This window comes from Microvirga aerophila (assembly GCF_003332305.1).
Classification (GTDB): Bacteria; Pseudomonadota; Alphaproteobacteria; order Rhizobiales; family Beijerinckiaceae; genus Microvirga; species Microvirga aerophila.
This window is the reverse complement of sequence record NZ_QOIO01000028.1, coordinates 24,996-46,708: the sequence shown is the minus strand read 5'-3', so window position 1 is coordinate 46,708 and position 21,713 is coordinate 24,996. Positions and strand designations below refer to the sequence as shown.

At 61.6% G+C, this 21,713-nt stretch carries 23 protein-coding genes and 1 pseudogene; 13 read left to right on the top strand and 11 right to left on the bottom strand.

Annotated elements, in window-relative coordinates:
* Nucleotides 1-44: 44 nt before the first annotated feature.
* Complete coding sequence (locus DRB19_RS16330) at nucleotides 45-1,409, bottom strand: nucleotide sugar dehydrogenase (protein ID WP_114187093.1); 1,365 nt, start codon at nucleotides 1,407-1,409, stop codon at nucleotides 45-47.
* A gap of 976 nt (nucleotides 1,410-2,385) precedes the next feature.
* On the opposite strand from DRB19_RS16330, the gene DRB19_RS16320 reads away from it, so the two are divergent.
* Nucleotides 2,386-3,039 (top strand): hypothetical protein, encoded by a 654-nt coding sequence (locus DRB19_RS16320; protein ID WP_147021754.1) that lies wholly within the window; start codon nucleotides 2,386-2,388, stop codon nucleotides 3,037-3,039.
* A 13-nt stretch (nucleotides 3,040-3,052) separates the two neighbouring features.
* Nucleotides 3,053-3,718: a hypothetical protein gene (locus DRB19_RS16315; RefSeq protein ID WP_114187090.1), complete on the top strand. Its 666-nt coding sequence runs from the start codon at nucleotides 3,053-3,055 to the stop codon at nucleotides 3,716-3,718.
* Nucleotides 3,719-3,927: 209 nt separating this feature from the next.
* On the opposite strand, the gene DRB19_RS16310 is transcribed toward DRB19_RS16315, so the two are convergent.
* Nucleotides 3,928-4,674 (bottom strand): sulfite exporter TauE/SafE family protein, encoded by a 747-nt coding sequence (locus tag DRB19_RS16310; protein WP_114187089.1) that lies wholly within the window; start codon nucleotides 4,672-4,674, stop codon nucleotides 3,928-3,930.
* Between the two features lie 120 nt (nucleotides 4,675-4,794).
* On the opposite strand from DRB19_RS16310, the gene DRB19_RS16305 reads away from it, so the two are divergent.
* The gene (locus DRB19_RS16305; protein ID WP_174799952.1) at nucleotides 4,795-5,511 is read left to right on the top strand and encodes a hypothetical protein; all 717 of its coding nucleotides are present in this window, start codon (nucleotides 4,795-4,797) and stop codon (nucleotides 5,509-5,511) included.
* A 20-nt stretch (nucleotides 5,512-5,531) separates the two neighbouring features.
* On the opposite strand, the gene DRB19_RS16300 is transcribed toward DRB19_RS16305, so the two are convergent.
* The 4 genes from DRB19_RS16300 to DRB19_RS16285 form a co-directional block, all read right to left on the bottom strand.
* On the bottom strand, nucleotides 5,532-7,568 hold the full coding sequence (locus tag DRB19_RS16300; protein ID WP_162815718.1) for a PAS domain-containing sensor histidine kinase: 2,037 nt from the start codon (nucleotides 7,566-7,568) through the stop codon (nucleotides 5,532-5,534).
* Between the two features lie 344 nt (nucleotides 7,569-7,912).
* On the bottom strand, nucleotides 7,913-8,206 hold the full coding sequence (locus DRB19_RS16295) for a GcrA family cell cycle regulator (RefSeq protein ID WP_114187087.1): 294 nt from the start codon (nucleotides 8,204-8,206) through the stop codon (nucleotides 7,913-7,915).
* Between the two features lie 87 nt (nucleotides 8,207-8,293).
* Complete coding sequence (gene hpf / locus DRB19_RS16290; RefSeq protein WP_245439571.1) at nucleotides 8,294-8,671, bottom strand: ribosome hibernation-promoting factor, HPF/YfiA family; 378 nt, start codon at nucleotides 8,669-8,671, stop codon at nucleotides 8,294-8,296.
* A 62-nt stretch (nucleotides 8,672-8,733) separates the two neighbouring features.
* The gene (locus DRB19_RS16285; RefSeq protein ID WP_114187086.1) at nucleotides 8,734-8,967 is read right to left on the bottom strand and encodes a hypothetical protein; all 234 of its coding nucleotides are present in this window, start codon (nucleotides 8,965-8,967) and stop codon (nucleotides 8,734-8,736) included.
* 170 nt (nucleotides 8,968-9,137) lie between these two features.
* Here DRB19_RS16285 and DRB19_RS16280 point away from each other — a divergent pair, with 170 nt between their 5' ends.
* A complete protein-coding gene (locus tag DRB19_RS16280; protein WP_114187085.1) occupies nucleotides 9,138-10,085 on the top strand; it encodes an NAD(P)/FAD-dependent oxidoreductase in 948 nt (315 codons plus the stop codon).
* A gap of 71 nt (nucleotides 10,086-10,156) precedes the next feature.
* Here the strand turns inward: DRB19_RS16280 and DRB19_RS16275 are convergent, their stop codons facing one another.
* Entirely contained in the window at nucleotides 10,157-11,176 is a 1,020-nt protein-coding gene (locus DRB19_RS16275; protein ID WP_114187084.1) for an alpha/beta hydrolase, read from the bottom strand.
* Nucleotides 11,177-11,342: 166 nt separating this feature from the next.
* Between DRB19_RS16275 and DRB19_RS16270 the strand changes: the two genes are divergently transcribed.
* Together DRB19_RS16270 and DRB19_RS16265 are read left to right on the top strand one after the other, a co-directional pair.
* On the top strand, nucleotides 11,343-12,677 hold the full coding sequence (locus DRB19_RS16270; protein ID WP_114187128.1) for a solute carrier family 23 protein: 1,335 nt from the start codon (nucleotides 11,343-11,345) through the stop codon (nucleotides 12,675-12,677).
* 120 nt (nucleotides 12,678-12,797) lie between these two features.
* Nucleotides 12,798-13,658 (top strand): annotated as a pseudogene (locus DRB19_RS16265) (SDR family oxidoreductase).
* A 66-nt stretch (nucleotides 13,659-13,724) separates the two neighbouring features.
* Here DRB19_RS16265 and DRB19_RS16260 read toward each other — a convergent pair.
* Nucleotides 13,725-13,928 (bottom strand): hypothetical protein, encoded by a 204-nt coding sequence (locus tag DRB19_RS16260; RefSeq protein WP_147021755.1) that lies wholly within the window; start codon nucleotides 13,926-13,928, stop codon nucleotides 13,725-13,727.
* Between the two features lie 199 nt (nucleotides 13,929-14,127).
* Between DRB19_RS16260 and DRB19_RS16255 the strand changes: the two genes are divergently transcribed.
* Nucleotides 14,128-14,304, top strand: a complete 177-nt coding sequence (locus DRB19_RS16255; protein ID WP_114187082.1) for a DUF1328 domain-containing protein — start codon at nucleotides 14,128-14,130, stop codon at nucleotides 14,302-14,304.
* A 126-nt stretch (nucleotides 14,305-14,430) separates the two neighbouring features.
* On the opposite strand, the gene DRB19_RS16250 is transcribed toward DRB19_RS16255, so the two are convergent.
* Together DRB19_RS16250 and DRB19_RS16245 are read right to left on the bottom strand one after the other, a co-directional pair.
* Entirely contained in the window at nucleotides 14,431-14,976 is a 546-nt protein-coding gene (locus DRB19_RS16250) for a sigma-70 family RNA polymerase sigma factor (protein ID WP_114187081.1), read from the bottom strand.
* Nucleotides 14,973-15,191 carry a NepR family anti-sigma factor gene (locus DRB19_RS16245; RefSeq protein ID WP_114187080.1) on the bottom strand — a complete coding sequence of 73 codons (219 nt, stop codon included), beginning with the start codon at nucleotides 15,189-15,191 and terminating at the stop codon, nucleotides 14,973-14,975. Before DRB19_RS16245 ends, DRB19_RS16250 begins: the two co-directional genes overlap by 4 nt.
* Nucleotides 15,192-15,375: 184 nt before the next feature.
* Here DRB19_RS16245 and DRB19_RS16240 point away from each other — a divergent pair, with 184 nt between their 5' ends.
* The 6 genes from DRB19_RS16240 (at nucleotide 15,376) to DRB19_RS16215 (ending at nucleotide 21,036) form a co-directional block, all read left to right on the top strand.
* On the top strand, nucleotides 15,376-16,179 hold the full coding sequence (locus DRB19_RS16240; protein WP_114187079.1) for a response regulator: 804 nt from the start codon (nucleotides 15,376-15,378) through the stop codon (nucleotides 16,177-16,179).
* Between the two features lie 288 nt (nucleotides 16,180-16,467).
* A complete protein-coding gene (locus tag DRB19_RS16235) occupies nucleotides 16,468-17,004 on the top strand; it encodes a hypothetical protein (protein ID WP_114187078.1) in 537 nt (178 codons plus the stop codon).
* A gap of 36 nt (nucleotides 17,005-17,040) precedes the next feature.
* Nucleotides 17,041-18,939 carry an ABC transporter ATP-binding protein/permease gene (locus tag DRB19_RS16230; RefSeq protein WP_114187077.1) on the top strand — a complete coding sequence of 633 codons (1,899 nt, stop codon included), beginning with the start codon at nucleotides 17,041-17,043 and terminating at the stop codon, nucleotides 18,937-18,939.
* Between the two features lie 239 nt (nucleotides 18,940-19,178).
* Nucleotides 19,179-19,922 (top strand): PRC-barrel domain-containing protein, encoded by a 744-nt coding sequence (locus DRB19_RS16225; protein ID WP_114187076.1) that lies wholly within the window; start codon nucleotides 19,179-19,181, stop codon nucleotides 19,920-19,922.
* 299 nt (nucleotides 19,923-20,221) lie between these two features.
* Nucleotides 20,222-20,458, top strand: coding sequence for a hypothetical protein (locus DRB19_RS16220; protein WP_147021756.1), 237 nt, complete (start codon nucleotides 20,222-20,224; stop codon nucleotides 20,456-20,458).
* 53 nt (nucleotides 20,459-20,511) lie between these two features.
* A complete protein-coding gene (locus DRB19_RS16215; RefSeq protein ID WP_147021757.1) occupies nucleotides 20,512-21,036 on the top strand; it encodes a hypothetical protein in 525 nt (174 codons plus the stop codon).
* Between the two features lie 103 nt (nucleotides 21,037-21,139).
* On the opposite strand, the gene DRB19_RS16210 is transcribed toward DRB19_RS16215, so the two are convergent.
* Entirely contained in the window at nucleotides 21,140-21,334 is a 195-nt protein-coding gene (locus DRB19_RS16210; protein ID WP_114187073.1) for a con-10 family general stress protein, read from the bottom strand.
* Nucleotides 21,335-21,713: the final 379 nt, after the last annotated feature.

The following is a 21,713-nucleotide window of genomic DNA, read 5'->3' as shown; positions in this document are numbered from 1 at the left end:
TCGTTTCCGACGCAGGACCGATTGCTCCGATCGCGCCGATAGGCTTAAGCCTTGGCGATCCGGTCGCTGTGAATGCCGGCCCTTTGGAAAACGTTGCGTGTGTCGACCACGACTCTGGCGTGATCAGCGATGAGCCGATAATCAACGGTGTCATGATCCGTTGCCACGAGCACTGCATCATAGGCCGCAAGCGTCGCCGCATTCAGGTCCACCGAACACCGCCCCGCCAGCCCCGCGTGCTCACGGGTCACTGGGATCACCGGAATGTATGGATCGAAATAATCCACTTGGGCCCCGCGGGCCTCGATCAGCTCGATGAGCTTCAGCGAGGGGCTTTCCCGCATGTCGCCAACATTCTTTTTATACGCAATGCCAACAATCAGAATGCGGGACCCTGAAAAGGCTCGGCCCGTCTGATCAACCGCTTCGGCCAGCCGGTCGACCACGTGGTAGGGCATGCGGGTGTTGATCTCGCCCGCCAGCTCAATAAACCGGGTCGTGATGTCGTATTCGCGCGCCTTCCAGGTGAGATAGAAGGGGTCAATCGGGATGCAGTGCCCGCCGAGGCCCGGCCCCGGATAGAACGGCATGAAGCCAAAGGGCTTAGTCTTGGCAGCATCAATGACCTCCCAGACATCGATGCCCATGGCCGCATAGACAACCTTGAGCTCGTTCACGAGGGCGATATTCACGGCCCGAAAAATATTCTCGGTCAGCTTCACCGCCTCGGCCGTCGCCGCCGAGGAGACCGGCACGGTTTGGACGACCAGTTGGCTGTACAGGGCGTCGGCCAGCGCCAGCGCCGCGGGACCATCGCCGCCGACCACTTTCGGGATGGTCGAGGTGCTGAACGCCGGGTTGCCCGGATCCTCGCGCTCCGGCGAGAACGCCAGGAAGAAGTCTGTTCCACTCGTCAGCCCAGTGGCCTCGAAGATGGGCTTGAGAACCTCCGCGGTGGTGCCAGGATACGTGGTCGATTCAAGAACGATCAACTGCCCCGGGCGCAAGCGTCGCGCAATCATCCGGGCGGAGCTCTCAACAAAAGAGAGATCAGGCTCGCGGTGCTTCGTCAAAGGCGTCGGCACGCAGATCAGGATGGCATCGGGCTCATCCAAGCGCTCGAAATCCGTTGTCGCCTCAAGGCGCTTTCGCGCTAGGGCCTCGGCCACGTGATCCGATGAGATATGCTGGATGTAGCTCTCGCCCCGGTTGAGCTGATCGACGTACGTTAGGTTGATGTCGAAACCCAGCACCTTGAACCCGGCCTTTGCGGTGGTCAGCGCCAGCGGGAGCCCCACGTAGCCCAGACCGATGATGCCAATCGTCGCCCGGCGCTCTCGAATCGCTGCGAGCCATCCGGAGATATCACTCACCGACGGCTCGGCTTCGTCCGTGTGCTGTGTATGCATTGGGCTGCCCCCGAATGCCACCCCACTCCTTCTCAGGAGCACAGTGGTCGTGATGGATGTGCGTGAGGCTTATACGCCGTAAAAGCGCGCATGCCCGTCACCGATGGGTAACACATCAAACTCTGCTGCCTCTGCTGCTCTCGAAGCTCAACGACTTCTCGCGTTGGCGGCATTGAAGATGGTTGCACGCGCACGATGGCGACGCAGACTGGCGATCTGACGGGGCTGATCATGCGGGACTGTGTGCTCAAGTGCAACGCTCAGAGACCTGACGATCTCATCGACATAGGCCCCAGCCCAACTGACATGTCTCGTCCGGGCGCATCGACCTGTTATGGCAGCCTTCCCAAGAACAATGCCCTGCCAGTGAAGGGTACGCCCGGGGAACTTCATCCGGTAACTCTGGAGGAGCGTTATACCTCTATCTTATCCCACCCCTGAGCCGAGCAGAGCATGCGTTCCCTTTCTCAAGCTCCAGCCCCGCAGCTTCATCTTCTGATGCTGTGGTTGCTGCCTTGGCATTCAAAATGCTTAACCCCACCCGAAGTCAGGAATGTGGGTTTGTCAGACCACCCCACACAAAACGGGTGCTGAAACAGACAGCCTGTCTAATGGCCCCGCGATCAACTATTATACGATATAACAAAACATAAAAATCAGCTCATCTCTCGTGGCCCGTGCTGCTGGCCCACAGGTTCCAGCAATCGGCCCCCTCATCACCTCGGGGGATCGTCCTAGCAGACCCTCTTGCGCACCATTCGGCATCCTGCGGAATTGAACGAACCTGAACTCAACGGAGCGTCTCACCACGCAAGCTTCTGTCAATTGCTACTACCGCAGTTCCCGAGGATCGAAACCGCAGCTTGAACTCACCATCAACGGCTTCTCCCTCGCGTCGGTGCACTGGCCTGACTGCAAGGTGGATTGCCGTGATCAAGCCGCCTTCGGCCGCAGGGAGGACAGACAGGAGTTCGTGATGACCGCCGACAACACCCCCGCTCGCCCGCAACCACCCGTGTACCAGGATGCGCGCATCAAACGCCACCCGCCGGGCCATGACATTCTGACCACCCTGAACAATCTTGGAATGCTCTTTGCCAAGCGGCCGCTTGCGCTTGGCGAGAGCGAGCAAGACTACGATGACTTCCTGCGGAAGGTCTCCATTACCGTACAGCCTGGAGACATCATCGAGACCTTGTGGGTCAAAGACATTGTCGACCTGAGATGGGAAACGATGCGCTTGAGGCGGGCTCAGGCCAGCCTTTTGATGAGTGCGGCGAGGGTGGTCCTGGCCAATCTGTTGCGCATCGAGGACGCAGGGCTGATTGATGGCATCCGGGTGTTCACGCTCCCGGACCTGTTGAAGGGCTTCGCTGACGGGGATGACCAGGCCGTGGCCGAAGTCGGGAGGGTCCTGGCCCGCCGTGGCACGGACTGGGATATGATCATGGCGCAGGCTCTCGTCGACAAGCTAAACGAGATCGGCGCGATCGAGCGCATGATCGCAGGCGCGGATGCCCGTCGGAGCAAGGTTCTTCAGGAAATCGATCGCCGTCGCGACGCGTTCGCGCGCCGGCTTCGCGCGGCCGGCGCGGTAACCCCACACGGGGACATCAGATCTCCTGGCTGACGGCTGCACACCCATGACCTCATCGCACAAGATGGCCGCCAATCGGGCCAATGCACAGCGCAGCACCGGCCCGCGCACGGCCGCGGGCAAAGCCTCCTCGCGTCACAATGCGGCCAAGCATCGTCTTGCTGTTCCGGTCTCCGCTCTGCCTGCCTTGGCGCAGGAAATGGCGCGGTTGAGCGAGCAGATTGCCGCGGGGAGTGTCAACCCTCTCATCCAGGAGGCTGCAACCCGTGTGGCCGAGGCGGCGATCGACGTCCTTCGCGTACGCAAGGCACGGACTCAGGTGTTCGGAGACCTGATGAGTGCGCTGGATGAGTCGCCACCGCCACCCGTTGAGAAACGAATGCTGTCCCTCCCGTCACTGCCGCGTCCGCCGATAAAGCGTGCGATGTCCCGCGCCTATGATCAGGGCGGCGGACCCGGGATGTCCAGGCTCTGGGATGCTTACGCCCTTGAGGAGTATCAGGTCACGAACCGGATTCGGCAGATAAAAACGGAGTACCACGAGGCGCAACAGGCGGCGAAACAGCACGCACAGCAACTCCGGTTGAGCTGGGCCTGCCTCGAGAAACTGGAACGGTATGAGCGCCGCGCTTTATCCCGGCGGCGCACCGCCCTCAAGGCTCTGAATGCGCTCAACGGGCACGCCTCGGCTGCGGGTGACGCGGAAGCTTGATTTTGGCAGAACGAACCCAGTAGGTGGAGCGCCGATTTTTGGCAGAACGAACCCAAGGCCCGCCTCGTATCCCGTTGTGGGCTTGTGCTGTGGTAATCCCTGCGTCACCAAGGCAGTGCCGGTCTGCCGTCCCAATCCCTCCGGCGTGCTCGTGCCCTGATCCTCCCCTGATTGGGGTGACCTCATCCCACAGCCCATAGTCATCGGCGTTAACCCCAAGCCTGAAACACCAGATGCCCGCCCAAGACGACGAGGCCTGCGAAGAAGCAGGTCCGGAAGGCCTGTGGGCTAACGCGGTTGCGGATGTGTTGTCCGGCCACCATGCCCGCAAGGGCCGGCGCGACCGCGAGCACCGACAGGCCCACATCCGCAAGCGGAAGGGCGTCCCGGTGCCATAAGCCCGCTGCCAAGGCGAGGGTGGAGACCGTGAAGGACAGGCCAAGGGCCTGCACGAGCTCGTCCTTCCCGAGCCCCAGCGACTGGAGATAGGGGACGGCCGGGATGACGAAGACGCCCGTGGCTCCTGTGACGATTCCCGTCGCGGCCCCAACGAGCGGAGACAGCCAGCGCTCGGCGCCTGCCGCCGTCGTCAGGCGCACTCCGAGCAGACCGATGGTTCCATAGACGATGAGGGCGCCGCCCAGCCCCCCGATGACCGGGCCCGGATCAGGCCCGGTCAGAAGTCCAATGCCTAAAAAGGTTCCGATCCAGATCCCTGCCATCATCAGCCAGAGGCGTTTGCCAATGGCTGTGACGCTGGGGCCGGCCATGAGCTGCCAGACATTGGTGACCAGCGACGGAATCACGAGAAGGGCGGCTGCCTGGGCCGGCGTCATCACCAGCACGAGGAGTCCGATCGCCACCGTGGGAAGCCCAAGGCCGATCATCCCTTTGACCATGCCGGCAAGCACGAAGGTGAGACCGAGAATGAGCATGATTGAAAGCGAAAAGGCCATGCGAGTGGGTTCTGATCCGTTAAGCTGATCAGGAGCCCTAGCACGAACGGCCGCCGCCTTCCTGGGCCAATATCCAGATGGCGGCAAACGATCGGCAACCTGGGCAGTTTGGAGGCAGGAATGGTCGCCCGTTGCTACAGCATCCTCCTGATCGGCCTGGCGGTCCTGGCAGCCGCCCCATCTTCCCGCGCTCAGCAAGCGCCAGAAGCAAGCCAGGGGGCTGAAACCGAGTGGGCCAGCGGCCAGAACGTCGCGGCGCCGCAGGGTCTGCCGGACATCGGCAAGTGGATGCTGACCCGGCGCGGCGCGGCCGCCGACTGGCTCGGTCAGATCTACGAGGGAAAGAACCTTCGCGAGCCGATCAACGTGATCATCGTCGACGAGGCCGCAACGGGCGTGGAGGATGCCAAGGCAAGGCTTTTGGCGGCGGCCGCGCAGGCTGGCTATCCGATCCGGTTCGGGCATTCCGCCGGATACCAGGGCTATATCGGCGGCAGGCTCTATGAGCAGCTTCCGCAGGGGCGGGACGACGCCTTCTCCAACGACATCTTCGAGGTGAACAACAACCACGGCCGGATCTTCGGCCCCCACCAGGCAGGCCAAGCCTACGTGTTCACGGGCGCTTTCAGCCGGGAGGAGGTGGATCCGTTCCGATCACCGGGGCATCGTTACGCGTCGTTCAACCGGGCGCGAGACGACTTCACCCAGAACCTTCATCACAGGACCCGATACAAGGTGAGCGGATTTGTAAATCTGGACAGCGCCCTGGTGGCTGATCCGAAGGTCACCACAGGGGACCACGACGGCATTGCGGTCCTTTTGCGGGCCGTGGAATAGGCGCTGCTTTCGGTTCGGCGTCAGGCCGCCAGTGGAGCATCAACGGTGCAGACGACGCCCGTCGTGGGGGCGAAGTTGATCTTCGCGTCGCCATCGAGGTCCTGAGCCAAGGTGCGTTCGATCAGCCGCGATCCGAAGCCCCGTCGGGCCACACGTTTCACCGGGGGACCGTCCATCTCCTCCCAGCGCAGATGAAGGCGTGGCGCGTGGGTTCTATCGACGAACCAGGTCAGGGACAATCGGCCTGTCGTATCGGAAAGAGCACCGTACTTCGCCGCATTGGTGGCAAGCTCATGGAGCGCCATGGACAGCGCCAGCGCCGTGCGGGGTACAAGCCGGACCTCCGGCCCCCGATAGTGAAGGCGCTCCCTGCCGTAGCTTTTGAACGGCTCGAAAGCCTGGGCGACGATCTCGCGCAGGGACGCACCTTCCCAATTCTCGCGGGTGAGCACGTCATGGGTGCGCGACAGGGCGAGGAGGCGTGCCTCGAGGTCCCGTTGGGCCTGTGCGGTCGAGCCCGCGTTCCGCAATGTCTGGGAGGCGATCGACTGAACCGTTGCGAGCGTGTTCTTGACCCTGTGGTTCAGCTCATGGATGAGCAGCTGCTGGTGATCCTCGGCACGCTTGCGCTCCGTGATGTCGAGCAGAACGCCCACCACCTTCGTGGGGGGCCCATCCTCGGCGAGGTAGAGTTCGCCGCGCATCAGAAGCCAGCGGACCGTTCCGTCAGGCCAGATGCACCCGGTCTCCACTTCGATGAACCGCTCACCCTTCTTCAACACGGCCTGCAAGGCGTCCTGCATCCGCTCCTGCTCCCCGGGGAGGTAGCGGGCCCGGAACTCGGCCAGGGAGGGGGTCGCGTCCGGCGGGAAGCCGAAGAGCTCGTTGAGGTCTCCCGACCCGACGATGGCCTCGGTCAGGAGGTTGATCTCCCAGATGGCCATCCGTCCAGCGTCGATTGCGAGGCGGAGCCGGGCTTCGCTCTGGATGAGGGCATCCCCCGACCGTTTGTATTCTGTCAGGTCGGACGCAAGGACATGGAAGCCATTGACGGTTCCATCCTCCGCGTGGTCGGGAATGTATTCCGATCTCACGAAGCGCCAGCGACCGTTGAACGGCGCCCACCATTCATGGATGCTTCTCCGCCCTGCGAGAGCGGCGTCGATATAGGGTTTGACGATGTCATAGGCTTCGGAGCCGGCGGCGTCGCGCAGATGCAATCCGTACAGGTCCTCCGGCGGTCGCCCGAACCACGTCAGGTAGGCCCTGTTGTTGAAGCGGTAGCGGCGTTCGGCGTCCACGTACCCAATGAGAACCGGGAGATTGTCGGCAATCTGCCGAAGTCTCTTTTCGCTCGCATGCCGCGCCGCTTCAGCAAGGGCCTGCCCTGTCGTCTCGTAGCCTTGCACGAAGATGCCGGTCACCTGACCGGATTCGTCCATCATCGGCTCGTAGATGAAGTCGAGAACGTGCTCTTCTCCTGGGGCATCGGCTGAGGGCTGAAATGTGAGAGCCATCTGGTCCGCCACGAAGCGCTCCCCGGTCGAGTAGACCCTATCGAGCAGTTCGTAGACTCCTTGGTCCTCAATGTCCGGGAATACGGCGCGGATGGAGCGGCCGATGAAATCGCGTGGACCGACGATGCGGGCAAAGGCATCGTTGACGAACTCGAACACATGGTCTGGACCGCTCATGATTGCCACGAAGCCGGGCGCACGTTCGAACAGCCGGCGCTGCCGTTTGACCTCGGACGCAAGTCGGGCTTCCGCCAGAACCCGGCTCGTCGTTTCGGAGCAAACGCAGAAAACTCCCGCAACCGCACCCGTATCGTCCCGAACCGGAGTGTACGAGAATGAGAAATGCGTTTCCTCCGGATATCCGTTCCGGTGCATCACATAGGCGATGTCTTCCATCTCGGTGGATTGGCCCGCATAGCCACGGTCCATGATTGGGCCCACGACGTCGAGGATATCAAACCACACGTCCTCGAACCGGGCCCCGAGCGCCGCAGGATGCTGCAGGCCCAGCATGGTGGCGTAGCCGTCGTTGTAGAGCATGGCCTTTTCAGGCCCCCAGGCAACGAACATGGGCTGACTAGAGCCGAGCATCACGCCGACGAGCGTTCGCAGGGGCTGGGGCCAGGTTGCAGGCTCGCCGAGAGGGGGAGGCGTGCCAGTCGCGCTCGCGCATGAGCACGCCGACGTCACCCCCGCCAACGAGGAAGCCGGTGCTGGATTTGAGGCTGTCGGGGTGTGTTGCGCCCAAGTTTACTTCCCACTCACGATTGGGCGCTTTCGCTTCTCACGGAACCATCGTTCGGGAAGGGCGGATATGCGGCATGGTCGCTGTCGGTCTCGCATTGGAAGCTAAGCCGCAGAACCGTTATGTCAACGGGTCCGCATCAGGCTGCCCGGCGACGGTCGCGCTCGCTTCTCGGCGTATAGACGATCTGCCTGTGCCACTCGCACCAGCTCGAGGTCTCGGAGGTCGGAGCGCCGCAGCATACGGCGTCGCGCAGATCCTCAGAGACGATGAAGCGACACTGGCGGGCGCGGGCTTCGAGAAGTGCTGTCTGGTATTGCGGAGACGGTTCCGCGATCCTCAAGTTGTTCATCGATCCAAGCTCGGGCGTAAATGAGGGCTCAATGCGCCAACGGCCACGATGGCCCGACGATGCGCGTACATCCGGCGTCATCGTCCTGGCTCGTGGCCGTCCCCGGTCGAGCGAGAAGTCGCGACCGGCTTGAAGCTTAGATGGTTACGAAGGCTTGGATTTGCAAGGTCATACGGGCGATGAGGAACCCAGGCCGTCGCGAAGGGTCGCATCTTTGTCGATGCGGGTCGCCTTGTCCTCGCGGAGTTCGCGCTTGGCCCGGCGCAGCTGCTTCTCAACCTTGTCCATGGCGGATTTGAACGCCACGTAGCAGTCCTTGTCCTGGGCTTCCGCGCTCATCGTCTTGAGGGCTCCCATCTGCATGTTCACCGTACAGCGGAAGAGAATTCCCTCCCGGCTGACATGGACGGAGGCCGCATTGAGGCGTCCGAAGTACTTGCTTGCGGCCCGCGTGATTCCCTGTTGAGCGTGACTGCGGAAGGCTTCTCCCAGGTCGACGCTCGCGCTTTCGATGGTGATCACGCTATCCATGTTCTCTAAGTTCATTCCGTCCTCCATTCGGGGCCTTACCCAGAGGGAGTAACGAAGCTAACTTAGGTTAGTTTCGTTCAAGCGCTCTTCCGTTTTCTGGAGGTTTGCTCCTGCCGGGGCTCCGGCTGCTCGGCCTTGTGGCCGATCGACGCCTTGAGATTGCGGAACGCGTCGAGCTCCTGCTTCACGCTCTCGTAGAGCGGTCCGTAGCCGGGACCGTGCTCCTCGACGATCTGGGCCAGCACCGCAACGGCGCGCTCAAGGCGTTCTTCGGTGATGGGCTCGCGCTTGCGGCCTTGCCATTCCGTCATCTCGTGTACTCCTTACTAAACCGCGGCAGATTGGTCCCAAGATCCTTGCGAGGGGGTTAAAGTCGGCCGCCAGAGGCATGAACGACTGGACTTGCCTGTGGATCGCGTTGATCTTTTTGCTGCGTCGTGGGTTGGGATTACTGCGTCTCATCCAGGAGGTACGGCCATTCATGTCATCCGACGGCGAAATCCTTGACTGCCTCATCATCGGGGGAGGGCCGGCGGGCCTGACGGCGGCGCTTTACCTGGCGCGCCTGAGACGCCGCTTCCTTGTCGTCGACAGCGGAACGCCCCGGGCGGCATGGATTCCGACGAGCCACAACATCCCGGTTTTCGCCAACGGCATCTCGGGCAAGGACATCCTTGCACGGCAGCGGGAAAATCTCGACCAGTATGGCCCTTGCGTCGAAGCGGGCATGGTCACTGGCCTGCGCAGGCAGCCCGACCGGTTCATCGCGGTGGTCGAGGGTAAGGATGGCGGCTCGCGGCAGATCGCCGCGAGCCGCGTCCTCCTGGCGACCGGCTCGGTGGACATCGAGCCGGATCTTCCGGACTTGCCGAACGCGGTGCAGCGGGGCCTGATCCGGTATTGCCCCATCTGCGACGGCTACGAATCCCGGGATCGTAAGGTCGCGGTGATCGGCTATGGCGACCACGGCATGGGGGAGGCAATCTTCATCGCCCGAACCTATTCCGATGACGTGACCCTTTTGACCCTCGGACAGCGCCTGAAATTGAGCCCGGAGCAGCAGGCGAAGCTGGACGAGCACGGTATCAAGGTCATGGAGGATCCGGTCGAGAGCCTCGACATGGAGGATGACCGCATCGCGGCGGTTCATGTGAATGGCGAGGGACACCGCTTCGACGTGCTCTACTCGGCGCTGGGCTTGAAGTATCGCTCCGACTTGGCGTTGTCCCTGGGGGCCGAGCACGATCCCACAGGCAGCCTGATGGTGGACCACCATTGCGAGACGAGCGTGAAGGGACTCTACGCGGCAGGCGACATCGTGCGCGGCATCGACCAGATCGTGGTCGGCATGGGGCATGCCGCTCTGGCGGCGATCCATATCCACAACCACTGTGAACTGCCGACCGAGGACGAGCCGGGCGGCGCGTGAGGCTCCGCTCGGTCATTCCAGGCTTGGCTTTGTGGGCCGCCCCGGAATGACGGTGGATCCCGCACGATTTCCTACGCCAGCGCCTTCGCCAAAAGCGGCAGGCTGGTGTCCATCCGGTAATCCACGGACGAATGGTTGTCGTGGAATTCCTCGTAGATGTGGGGAACGCCGGCGGCCTCGAGTTTCCGGTGCAGGATGCGCGAGCCGTACACCATGTTGTACTGGTCGATATCGCCGCAATCGACGTACAGCACTTTAAGGCGGCGCAGATTGTCGAGGTATTTGGCATCGTCCGCCATGCGCAGCGGGTCCCATCGCAGCCAGTTTGACCAGCGCTCCTCGATGATCTCGCCCGTGTGGAGGTCGACCGGCAACCGGACACCATAGAACTGGCTCGGGTCCGGGTCGAAGGTCGCGGCCTGCGCCAGAATCATCATGGTGTGCCAGTCGGCATCCTTGGCTTTCGGCCCCGCCTCGAACTTGCGGATGAACGCCTCGATGGACATGCCGTGGTCGACGAGGTGGCGCAGGGCTCCGGCGAACTCGCCCAGATGATAGAGAAACTCGAAGCCCACATCGCCGGAATGGGACGCCGCCGCCGACCAGACCGAACCCCCATGCCGCAATGCATGAACGAGGCTCCCGTAACCGCCAGAGCTTTTGCCGAAGACGCCCCGGCGTCCGTCGCCCCCGCAGCGGAAGCGCTCCTCGACAAAGGGCAGCATCTCGTGGATCAGGAAAGTCTCCCAGGCTCCTATGGCGGCGCTGTCGACGTATTGGTTGCCGCCCAGCCGCGTGAAGCAATCGGGAAAGGCCACGACGGCCGGGGGCATCGCGCCCGTGCTGATCAGGCGATCGAGCCGCTCGGGAACGTTCTCGCCATAGTTCTTCCAGTTCGTGTGAGCTGGCCCGCCCGCCGTATAGCCCACGAGATCGACGAGGAGCGGCAGCCCGCGTCCATCGTGACCGGCTGGGACATAGACGTCGACCCGGCGGCGCGAGGGGTCGCCAAGGAGGTTGCCCTCGAGGCTCCGGCTGTCGATCCAGAGCGTGTGCGCGACGCCTTCCGGCGCGCTGTGATCCTTGCGCATCGTCATCCTCATTCAGGCCAAGTTGGGCCGATGTGATCGGAGAGGGCAGGGATTGTCCATAAGCGCGCCGGTCTCGGCGGTTAATAAGTCCTTACCCGTCCTAGCCATTCGGCCCGTCCCAGGACTACGGTGTGGCCCAGCATAAACATGACTTGGGGGAATGATCATGTCCGACGGTTTCCTGCCACGATGGACCCTGAAATCCGAAGGGGTCATCATGCCGGACGAGCGGCTGCCGACAGGGCAAATGTTCGTACTCGGCCTGCAGCACGTGGTCGCCATGTTCGGCGCGACGGTGCTGGCGCCGCTCCTGATGGGATTTGACCCGAACGTGTCGATCCTCTTCTCGGGGATTGCCACCATCATTTTCTTCTTCGTGGTTGGCGGCCGTGTGCCGAGCTATCTCGGATCGAGCTTCGCGTTCATTGGCCCGGTGCTGGTGGCGACCGGCGCATCGGTGGGCGCTCCCAATCCCAACATCCCCCTGGCGCTCGGCGGCATCATCGCGGCCGGCGCGCTCTATTTCCTGATCGGGCTCGTGGTCCAGCTGGCGGGCCATCGCTGGGTCGAGCGCATCATGCCGCCGGTCGTGACGGGCGCCATCGTGGCGGCCATCGGCCTGGTGCTCGCGCCTATCGCGATCTCAAGCGCCTCCGGAACGACCCCCGATAATCAGGCCGGCACCGCCTTCGCCCGTTGGATCGCCCTCGCGACGGTGGTGGCCGTGGGCCTCATTGCGGTCTATGCGCCCGGCATGTGGCGGCGTCTTCCGGTCCTGGTCGGCGGTGCGATCGGCTACTTGGTCTACTTCATCTGCGCCAACATGCTCGGCCTCGGCCAGCCGATCGACTTCTCGAAGGTTGCCCAGGCGGCATGGTTCGGGTTGCCCACCTTCCAGAGCCCCGTGTTCAACACGCAAGCGATGAGCCTGATCGCGCCCGTGGCGATCATCCTCGTGGCGGAAAATCTGGGGCATATTAAAGCCATTGGGGCGATGACGGGTCGCAATCTCGACCCCCATATCGGACGGGCCTTCATGGGCGACGGCATCGCCACCATGCTGTCAGGCTCCGCCGGCGGCACGGGCATGACGACCTATGCGGAAAACATGGGCGTCATGGCGGTCACCCGCATCTATTCGACGCTGATCTTCGTCATCGCGGCGGGCATCGCGCTCATCTTAGGGCTGTCGCCCAAGTTCGGCGCGTTCATCGGCACGATCCCCGGCCCGGTCCTGGGCGGCCTGTCCATTGTGGTTTTCGGCCTTATCGCCGCGACCGCCGGTCGGATCTGGGTGGAGAACCGGGTGGATTTCTCGAACCCCCGCAACCTGATCACCGTTGCGGTGGCGCTGGTGCTGGGTGCCGGAAACTTCAAGCTCACGGTTGGGGGCTTCACCCTCGACGGGATCGGCACGGCCACCTTCGGGGCGATCATCCTCTACCACATCCTCAACCTGGGACACGCGGCCGCCGCGGAGCGCACGCACGCGGCGGAATAGTCGCCTCCGCCTCAGGAACAGGCCTTCCAAGCCCGCGTTGGTCCACGACGCGGGCTTCTCTTTTGAGGACCGGCCCCTCCTTCTTGCGGTCCAGAACCGCGCCTTTCCCGTGGAGATGCCATGAGCTCTGAGCAGAACCAGACCTTGCCGCCCCAGACGCAGGATCAGCAGCCCGGTCACGAGACCGAGATGAATCCGAGGCCGAACTACGAGCCGCGCTTTCCCGGAAGCGGGAGACTGAACGGCAAGATCGCCATTGTGACGGGCGGAGACAGCGGCATCGGGCGCGCCGTCGCGGTGCTTTTCGCCCGCGAGGGAGCCGACGTCGCGGTTCTCTACCTCAACGAGAGCGAGGATGCGGCGGAGACCAAGCGTCTTGTCGAGCGCGAGGGGCGGCGCTGCCTTTCCATCGCAGGCGACGTGGGCGACCCGGAATTTTGTCGCTCGGCCGTGGATCAGGTGATCCGCGAATTGGGCAAGCTCGACATCCTGATCAATAACGCGGCCGAGCAGCATCCGAAGGGGGATATCGAGGAGATCACCCCGGACCAGCTCGACCGAACCTTCCGAACCAATATCTTCGGCTATTTCTACATGACGCAGGGATCGATGCCGCATCTGAAGGAGGGCGCCGCCATCGTCAATACGACCTCTGTGACAGCCTATCGCGGCAGCCCCGACCTTCTGGACTACAGCTCCACGAAAGGCGCGATCGAGGCCTTCACCCGGTCACTCGCCAAGAAAATCGCCGAGAAGGGCATTCGCGTGAACGGCGTCGCTCCAGGGCCGATCTGGACGCCCCTGATCCCGTCCACATTCCCGGCCGAGAAAGTGAAAACGTTCGGTGCGGACACGCCTATGAAGCGTCCGGGGTAGCCCAACGAAGTGGCGTCGTGCTTCCTGTTCCTCGCCTCCGAGGATGCGTCCTACATCACGGGCTCGGTCCTGCATCCCAATGGTGGCGACGCGACCGAGTCCTGAAAAGCAAGAACGGGCGGCTCCATTCGGGAGCCGCCCGTTCTTGAAGACCATCTCGGAAAAACCGGCTTAGCGGCGGGAGCGGACTCGCACCGGGACTGGCGCCGGAGCCGATGCCGACAGCGCAAAAAAGAGCATCAATGCGGAGAGGGATCCGCCGATCAGAAAAAGTACTTCGGCGATTTCGACTTGGGCTGCAAAGCCCGTAACAGCCGCAAACGACGTAAGGAGCGTGAAAATAAAAAATGCACGTAGGGCAACGGTTCGGTTCATCGGATCTGTCTCCCAAGTGTTCTGGGAAACGTGCCGGTGGAAGGTCGGTTCCATACCTGTCAGGGTCTCCCTTAATACTTACGTATCGCTCCTTGAGACTATCCAAATGAGTCTTTTTCGCGGAACCCTACAGTCGCGCTTGGCGTTTATTGAATATCATCGGCCGTCGGTCGATTTAGTCAATGTGCGAGGTAACACCATGCTCGGTTGGGCAGTCACTTTTCTCATCATCGCTCTGGTTGCGGCTCTGTTCGGCTTTGGCGGCATTGCCGGCACCGCCGTCGAGATCGCCAAGCTCATCTTCTTCGTGGCAATCGTTCTCTTCGCCATCTCGGCCGTGATCGGCCTGATGCGCGGCAGAGCCCCACGGATCTGACCACAGTCACAATCCAGGACGAAAAACGCCGCTCGACAGGGCGGCGTTTTTCGTTGCGTCAGTGGTTGCACCGTCAGCCCTTCGCCTGACGGCAGGGGACGGGACAAAGTTCTCAGATAGCAACGGTCAGATGGAGCTTTGCAGCGCGGCCCGGGTCATGCTGTCGGGGCCGAGATCATCCACGTCATCCACGTTGAGGAGGGACGCCAGGCGAAACCGGGCGCGGTTCACCCGGCTCTTGATCGTTCCCACCGCGCAGCCGCAGATATTGGCGGCTTCCTCATAGGAAAAGCCCGACGCCCCGACGAGAAGAAGGGCCTCCCGCTGATCGGACGGAAGCTTCGCCAGAGCGCTGCGAAAGTCCTCGAAGTCGAGCCGTGAACCCTGTTCGGGCTGAACCTTCAGCCGACTCGCATATGACCCGTCCGGGTCCTCGACCTCGCGGCGGCGCTTCCGGTATTCGGAATGAAACAGGTTCCGGAGGATCGTGAAAAGCCAGGCATTGAGATTGGTGCCGCGCTCGAAGCGGTGAAGGTTGGAAAGAGCGCGCAGGAGAGTGTCTTGCACAAGGTCGTCGGCCCGGTCGACTTGACCGGAGAGGGAGATAGCAAACGCCCGGAGGCTTGGAACCGCAGCGAGGAGCGCGTCCCGAAGATCGGGCTCCGGAGTCATGTGGACGTCTCCCGGTCCTTCTTCTCAAGCTGCTCCAACAGGTTCTTGAATCGGTCAGGTACGGGCTGCTGCACCAGTTCGTCATACATGGCGCGCAATTGGTCGCCGATGCGCTTCTGGCTTGTCGTGTCGAGCTTTGGATCGGACGCAAGTTGGTCGCCCAAGGAGGCTTCCGGAATGAGCCGAGCCAGCTTGTTCCCGTTGTCACCCATCATGTGCGTCCCCTTGCCACCCAGTGATTCTATATAGGGGTAGCCAACCTTGGCAGTATCTCATACTAGTTTCAGGCGACAACGCCTAGACTTGCCTTGAGTTCCAAGGAATGGAACTTTTGCAAGGCTGTCGAGTTGAATGGTCCGTATCGGTAAAACGAGTCAAAAGCACCATAAGGGGAAGCGAATGTCGACAGCTCAGCTTGTCGTCCAACACTTACCATATCTTCGACGGTATGCCCGTGCCCTCACAGGGAGCCAGATGGCTGGCGACGCTTACGTTGCGGCGACCTTGGAAACGCTGGTCAGCGAACCCGAGACCATCGGTCCGTCCGGCAACGTCAAGGTTGAGCTCTTTCAGGTTTTCACGCGAATTTGGAATTCCTTGTCGGTGAACGGTCGCAGCGAGCAGATTCAGCGCGATCTTCCAGCGGAAGTCCGTCTCGGGCAGATCACCCCCCTGCCGCGCCAGGCTTTCCTCCTGTCATGCCTTGAAGGCTTTGGAGAGGAAGAGGTCGGACAGATCCTCAGCGTCGATACAACCACGGTTCGCGACCTGGTCGACGAAGCGGGGCGCGAGCTGGCCGCCGACATGGCGACCGACATCCTCATCATCGAGGACGAACCGCTTATCGCCATGGATCTTGAGGCTCTCGTGGAAGGTCTCGGTCACAATGTGACCGGCATTGCCCGGACGCGCACCGAGGCAGTCAAGCTCGCCACGACCAAGCGCCCTGGTCTGATCCTTGCGGACATCCAGTTGGCGGACGGCAGCTCTGGCCTCGATGCGGTCAACGATCTTCTGAAAGCCTTCGAAGTGCCGGTGATCTTCATCACGGCCTATCCGGAGCGCTTCCTCACCGGCGAGCGTCCTGAGCCGGCCTTCCTGATCGCCAAGCCGTTCCAGCCGGCGAACGTGTCGGCGGTTATCAGCCAGGCTCTCTTCTTCCAACAAAGCGCCCGGCGCCGGGAAGTCCGCGCCACCGCCTGACCGAACCAGAGTCATCGACAATAAATCGCCCGGCTTCACAGCCGGGCTTTTTCGTTTTTGCAGAGCGGATAAACAAAAAAGACGGGCCACAAGGCCCGTCTCAAGGTGCCGGCCAATGCACAAGGGGAATGCGGGGAGGACCAGGAGGCCGGTGCTCTAAGAACGCAACGGAATCGTTAAAGGTTCCGAAAGTTTTCTTTGTGTTTCGGCACACGAATCGACAGGAACATCACCGGTAGGGTCGCGTTATTTTCCCATATGGTGGAGCTGGGAAAGTAGGAGGCTGGGATGTTTCGCACGCCCGCAATGTTGATCGGATTGGCCGGTTCGGCCTTTTTGGCGGGAAGCTTGGCTCCTCACGCTTTCACCACAGCGTCACTCGCCCAAACCGAGGCTCCCGTCGAGCAGCCGCTCCTCGGTCAGCAGGTGGCTTCCGCAGCCAAATCCGACCGGATGGGCATCCCCCTTCCTGGAAGAGAGCGCGGCACCGTGTCGGTGGTCGAGCTCGTGGGCATCGGCCAGGCAACAGTGATCCTGCGTGACCGAGACGGTGAAGTTCTTTATCGCTCCGATCCGGAGAGCGGCACCACGACTTTCACGAAGAACACGGACCTTCCCGTGGTGACTCTCAAGGAAGAGATGCAGAGCCCGGTTGTGCAGCATCCCGTGACTCGCCGCGAAGGTACGGAACTGCCCGCCCAGGAGCCCAAGAAAAAGCGCCGGAACCCGGTCGGCTGTGTGGGTGACCTGAGCTCCCTCGTGCATTCGAGCGCCGACAGATCGCCAAGCCTGTGCCTGGCGTTGCTCGATCAGTCTCTGTCCTGATTTGTAGGGCTGGGGGCGTCGAAGTCGGAGTAGCGATTGCAGGACGTTAACACGCCTACCAAGCGCCGCCGCCTCTTTGCACGGTTCTGGCGGACCGCATCGGGATTTTGGACTGAGCAATCCAAGCGGGAAGCGTGGTTTCTCACCCTCGCGCTGCTATTCATCATCCTGGGACAGCTTTTCGTTCAGTACCGCCTGAACGTCTGGAATCGGGATGTCTTCAATGCGCTGGAGAAGCGGGACATATCCCTCGTTTCCTGGTTTGCCCTGCTGTTCATTCCGCTCGCCATAGCGGCCGTCGCTTTCAACGTTGCATCAGTTTGGGGTCGGCTGACGACCCAGCGGGCTTGGCGGGCTTGGCTGACCGACCACCAAATCGATCGCTGGCTGAAAAACGGCCGGTACTACCAGCTGAACCTGGTCAAGGGTGAGCATCAAAATCCCGAATTCCGCATTGCCGACGACACCAGGATCGCGACAGAATCGCCGGTCGACTTCGCCTTCGGGGTCACGACAGCGGTGCTCACGGCCATCACTTTCATCAGCGTGCTTTGGGCCGTGGGCGGCTCGCTCTCCTTCGAGTGGAGCGGTCGCAGCATCACGATCCCAGGCTATCTCGTGTTCGTTGCACTCATTTACTCGATCCTCACCACCACCGCGATGCTCTTCATCGGGCGTCGTTTCGTTCGTGTGGCCGAAGGTAAGAACCAGTCGGAAGCAGAGTTCCGATATGCGGCGACGCGCCTGCGCGAGAACGGGGAAAGCATCGCCCTGCTTGGAGGCGAGCCCGAGGAACGCAGCGGACTGAGCATCGCCCTGGGACACGTCATCATGCAGTGGCGCGCTATGTGCGGCCAGTACCTGCGCACGACAGTGGTCTCTTACGGCAACTTCGTGCTGGCTCCCGTTATCCCGCTGCTTCTCTGCGCGCCCAGATACCTTGTGGGCTCCATGTCTCTGGGGGAAGTCATGCAGGTGTCGGCAGCCTTCGTGACCGTCCAGCAATCCTTTAACTGGCTGATGGAGAACTATCCCAAGCTCGCCGACTGGACGGCCTCGGCCAATCGCGTCGCCGGCCTGCTTGTGTCCCTTGACAGGCTGGAGCTGGCTGAGCGGCCGGGCACTGGCCATATCCTGCACTCGGAGATAGGCGAGGGCGCGGCCCTTCAGCTGCGCGACGTCTCGGTGACGCTTGATGACGGCACTGTCGTGGTGGGGGAGACCCGAGTGGCCATCGACCGCGGTGAGAAGGTGCTCGTGGTCGGCGAGTCCGGAGCCGGCAAGAGCACCCTCATTCGCGCCATTGCAGGCCTGTGGCCATGGGGCGAAGGGGAGATTTCCATTCGGCGAGGTTCGAAGCTCTTCTTCATGCCTCAACGACCTTATGTGCCGATCGGGACCCTCAAGCACGCGGTTGCCTATCCCAACCCCGTGGATAGCGTTGCGGATGAGAAAGTCGTGGCCGCTCTAGAGGAGGCGGGCCTCGGTCACCTCGTCGACCGGATCCATGACGAGGGCATTCCATGGGAGCGCACCCTATCGGGCGGCGAGCAGCAACGCCTGACCTTCGCGCAGCTGTTCGTTCAGGAGCCGACCATTATCGTGATGGATGAAGCCACATCCGCGCTCGATCCCGAGACGCAGGACCGCCTGCTTCAACGCCTGTCGGAGCGACTTCCAGAGGCTGCCGTCATCAGCGTGGGCCACCGGCCCGAGCTGGAGGCGTTTCATAATCGCCGGTTGGTCCTCGCCCGACGCAAGAATGGTGCAAAGCTCGTCACCGACGAAGCGCTCTACCCACGAAACCATGATTTTCGCCGACGTCTGGTCAGTCTGTTTCGGAAGCCTGGAGCGGCTCAGAAGAACCGCAACCGACAGGATTGGCGGGATCAGCAACGCAGACGGAGCGCCCACCGGGACCGCCCGTCCTCATGAACCATCGGAACTATTGGGCTCAGCAACGGTTAGCCCCGCAAGCTCATCGTGCTCAGGTGAACGGTGAAATCTCTGTGATCTGCTCATTATGAACAAGTATTCATGGTGTATTGCTGCCGTATAGGCGGCTATTCATCTGAAGTGATGGCGGGGATCAGGAACGTTTACCTTTCCAGGGCGTTGAGATCACGCGCATTGTGGCGCGACTTGCGAATCATTGTACCTCAGGAGAAGAATCGATGCTGAAGAAGCATATGGCAGCCTGCCTTGTTGCAACTGCTTTCGCGGCGCCCGCTTTTGCACAGACCCAGCCTTCGGGCTCGACCGACCGTCCGACGGCGTCAGGGTCCGGTTCGACTTCGACCGGCTCGTCGGCCATGCAGCCGAGCATGTCGGCCCCTTCAACCGGCTCCTCTTCGTCGATGGGCACGTCCTCGATGAATCAGAGCAGCGCCACGCAGGGCCAGTTCATGACCCAGATGCAGGCCAACCAGATGATGGCGTCTGATCTGATCGGCACCCGCGTCGTCAGCGCTAACAACGAGTCGATCGGCGACATCAACGACGTGATCGTGGATCGTAATGGTCAGGCGGTCGCGGCTGTGGTCGGCGTCGGCGGCTTCCTTGGAATTGGCGAGAAGGACGTTGCCATTCCGTTCAATTCTCTGGAGTTCGCGTCCGCCCAGCAGGCGAGCGCCATGGACAACCGCAACGCCAACAACTCCAGTAACAACGCCAACGCGCCTGCCACCACGGGTTCGACCACGTCGGGCGCCACGGGCACGACCGCGAACAGCAACACGAACATGGGCGCTTCGTCCACAACTGGCGCGACGGGTTCGACTGCCTCGTCCAGCAATAACTCCAACGAGCCGGAGCGCGTCGTTCTTCGCATGACCAAGGCCGAGCTTCAGGCTGCTCCGACCTTCAACAAGGACGGCAACAACAGCACATCCGGCTCCACGACGGCTCCGAAGCCGTAATCACGGCCGTATCGGCTCTCGATCAACACGGCGCCTGGAATTCCAGGCGCCGTTTCTCGTGGTCCGGCAGGGCAAAAAGCAAAAGGCGCGGTCAAGAATGACCGCGCCTTTGACGTTCCGGCCCAAAGGGGGCATTTCGAGCCGGTTGCAGACCAAACGCGGTGCAATTGGACTTGTTCCAAATGATTTTTGCCCGAACCGCAGAATCATGGTTTCCAGCCGCTCGGCTAATCTCGCCAGCGGAGGAACCGGCGTTATTCCGACACGTTGCCATGGAAACAGCGATGCGGAGGATGCCCATGACAGCAGCGAACGAGTTGGACGCAATCCTATCCAGGGAAGAGCCGCCGGACGAGTTCTGCCGTCTGGCCTCCAGTTCTCCGCCCGGAGACAAGCCGTCGGTCGCTTTCATCTTGAGCGGCATCGTGCCTGCCAATGAGCCGGACGGAGTCATGTGCCCGCTGATGCTGAGGCGACATCTGGTCATCCCCGCCTGGGAGGGCAGCTTCGACGTTGGCCCGGGCGTCCGTGCCTAGTCGGCCAACTGCTTCAATTTCAGTGGATTCTTGTGAGAGAGCATTCTTTGTTCATGTCTTACGGCCAAGTTTCAGTCCTGCTTCATCCCAGCACGGTTCCGATCATCGGCATCTTCCGCTCGTTCAGCAGCCTTGAGGATCAGTATGATCTGACATCCCTCGACGCGCCGGAACAGACATTGGCGCTCTACACCCGCCCGGAAGCCGCAAAAGCCATCATCTCGGACGCGCTCCTCTTCGCTTTCGCCCTGGCCCGACAGCGCGCCGCACCGCTTTCCTACAAACCCCTGAACTCCCGCCAGGCAAGCATGGACGAGTATTGCCTCCTGACCCTGATCAGTTCGTCGCGCATGCCGGACTCGGAGTTAACGTTCGAAGCGGCGACTGCCCTTGGGGTTGCATCCCTAGGATTTATGGCGTCCCTGGCGGCCGACCTCGTGAGGCAGATCGATCTAGCCGGCATGGTTCTCGGCACGCCGGACATCAACGAGTTTAGAGGGATCGTTGGTGACCGCCTCCTCTTCGAGGATGAGCTGGAATATTCTCCACGGCAGTCCGAAGTAAAATTCCATTTCTGAAGGCAGGTAAGCCGGTAAAATCCGGCTTATCCATTGCATCATCTAAGAACAAAACTAAAGGGGCCGCAGAGCGGCCCCTTTAATTACAACGACTAATCAAATACTATTCCTGAGCGTTGCGAGTGCTGCCCGAAGCCTGACCGCCTTTGCGGCCTGCCTCCGAGGCGAGTTCGCGATCCTGCGAGAAGGAGCGCTTTTCGGCCGGAACGCTTTTGCCGCCTTTGCTGGCGATTTCGCGCTGCCGGTCTCCATCCATCGACGCGAAGCCACGCTTCGAAGTCGAGCTTCCTGTCGCCATCACATGCCTCCTAAGCCATTGGTCTTCTGCCTTGAACAACCAAACTTAATTTCGATGGTTCCGCTTAGTAGTAGGAGTTTTTTAACGCTGGCCTGGCGCCGTAAGCTTAGCTTTACTGCCAATATCCTTTAGGGGAATCCCCTCGGCCTCTGGTCGTCGCGATGGCACAGGCGAGAACGTGCTGGATTATTTTCTTTTGATTCGCGGTATTCTTACCAAGCTCGTCCACGCGAAGGCCACCGATACTTGGCAGTATTGATCAAATGCCTAGCTTAAGGCCAAGTTCCCAAGGTCGTGAACCCGAGGCACAATGGTAAACGATTGACATGACGGGCCCCGCAAGAGGGGGAGACAGCCGTGGGCGCCGCGATTAGAAAGC

What these genes read in the sequence shown, in the direction of transcription:
- DRB19_RS16295 (WP_114187087.1), bottom strand. Translation starts at nt 8,206, where the DNA reads ATGACGCCGGATGTACGCGCATCGTCGGGCCATCGTGGCCGTTGGCGC.
- DRB19_RS16320 (WP_147021754.1), top strand. Translation starts at nt 2,386, where the DNA reads ATGACCGCCGACAACACCCCCGCTCGCCCGCAACCACCCGTGTACCAG.
- DRB19_RS16240 (WP_114187079.1), top strand. Translation starts at nt 15,376, where the DNA reads ATGTCGACAGCTCAGCTTGTCGTCCAACACTTACCATATCTTCGACGG.
- hpf (WP_245439571.1), bottom strand. Translation starts at nt 8,671, where the DNA reads ATGAACTTAGAGAACATGGATAGCGTGATCACCATCGAAAGCGCGAGC.
- DRB19_RS16220 (WP_147021756.1), top strand. Translation starts at nt 20,222, where the DNA reads ATGACAGCAGCGAACGAGTTGGACGCAATCCTATCCAGGGAAGAGCCG.
- DRB19_RS16330 (WP_114187093.1), bottom strand. Translation starts at nt 1,409, where the DNA reads ATGCATACACAGCACACGGACGAAGCCGAGCCGTCGGTGAGTGATATC.
- DRB19_RS16245 (WP_114187080.1), bottom strand. Translation starts at nt 15,191, where the DNA reads ATGATGGGTGACAACGGGAACAAGCTGGCTCGGCTCATTCCGGAAGCC.
- DRB19_RS16215 (WP_147021757.1), top strand. Translation starts at nt 20,512, where the DNA reads ATGTCTTACGGCCAAGTTTCAGTCCTGCTTCATCCCAGCACGGTTCCG.
- DRB19_RS16315 (WP_114187090.1), top strand. Translation starts at nt 3,053, where the DNA reads ATGACCTCATCGCACAAGATGGCCGCCAATCGGGCCAATGCACAGCGC.
- DRB19_RS16225 (WP_114187076.1), top strand. Translation starts at nt 19,179, where the DNA reads ATGCTGAAGAAGCATATGGCAGCCTGCCTTGTTGCAACTGCTTTCGCG.
- DRB19_RS16270 (WP_114187128.1), top strand. Translation starts at nt 11,343, where the DNA reads ATGTCCGACGGTTTCCTGCCACGATGGACCCTGAAATCCGAAGGGGTC.
- DRB19_RS16260 (WP_147021755.1), bottom strand. Translation starts at nt 13,928, where the DNA reads ATGAACCGAACCGTTGCCCTACGTGCATTTTTTATTTTCACGCTCCTT.
- DRB19_RS16300 (WP_162815718.1), bottom strand. Translation starts at nt 7,568, where the DNA reads ATGCTCTACAACGACGGCTACGCCACCATGCTGGGCCTGCAGCATCCT.
- DRB19_RS16250 (WP_114187081.1), bottom strand. Translation starts at nt 14,976, where the DNA reads ATGACTCCGGAGCCCGATCTTCGGGACGCGCTCCTCGCTGCGGTTCCA.
- DRB19_RS16285 (WP_114187086.1), bottom strand. Translation starts at nt 8,967, where the DNA reads ATGACGGAATGGCAAGGCCGCAAGCGCGAGCCCATCACCGAAGAACGC.
- DRB19_RS16310 (WP_114187089.1), bottom strand. Translation starts at nt 4,674, where the DNA reads ATGGCCTTTTCGCTTTCAATCATGCTCATTCTCGGTCTCACCTTCGTG.
- DRB19_RS16275 (WP_114187084.1), bottom strand. Translation starts at nt 11,176, where the DNA reads ATGCGCAAGGATCACAGCGCGCCGGAAGGCGTCGCGCACACGCTCTGG.
- DRB19_RS16235 (WP_114187078.1), top strand. Translation starts at nt 16,468, where the DNA reads ATGTTTCGCACGCCCGCAATGTTGATCGGATTGGCCGGTTCGGCCTTT.
- DRB19_RS16255 (WP_114187082.1), top strand. Translation starts at nt 14,128, where the DNA reads ATGCTCGGTTGGGCAGTCACTTTTCTCATCATCGCTCTGGTTGCGGCT.
- DRB19_RS16305 (WP_174799952.1), top strand. Translation starts at nt 4,795, where the DNA reads ATGGTCGCCCGTTGCTACAGCATCCTCCTGATCGGCCTGGCGGTCCTG.
- DRB19_RS16210 (WP_114187073.1), bottom strand. Translation starts at nt 21,334, where the DNA reads ATGGCGACAGGAAGCTCGACTTCGAAGCGTGGCTTCGCGTCGATGGAT.
- DRB19_RS16280 (WP_114187085.1), top strand. Translation starts at nt 9,138, where the DNA reads ATGTCATCCGACGGCGAAATCCTTGACTGCCTCATCATCGGGGGAGGG.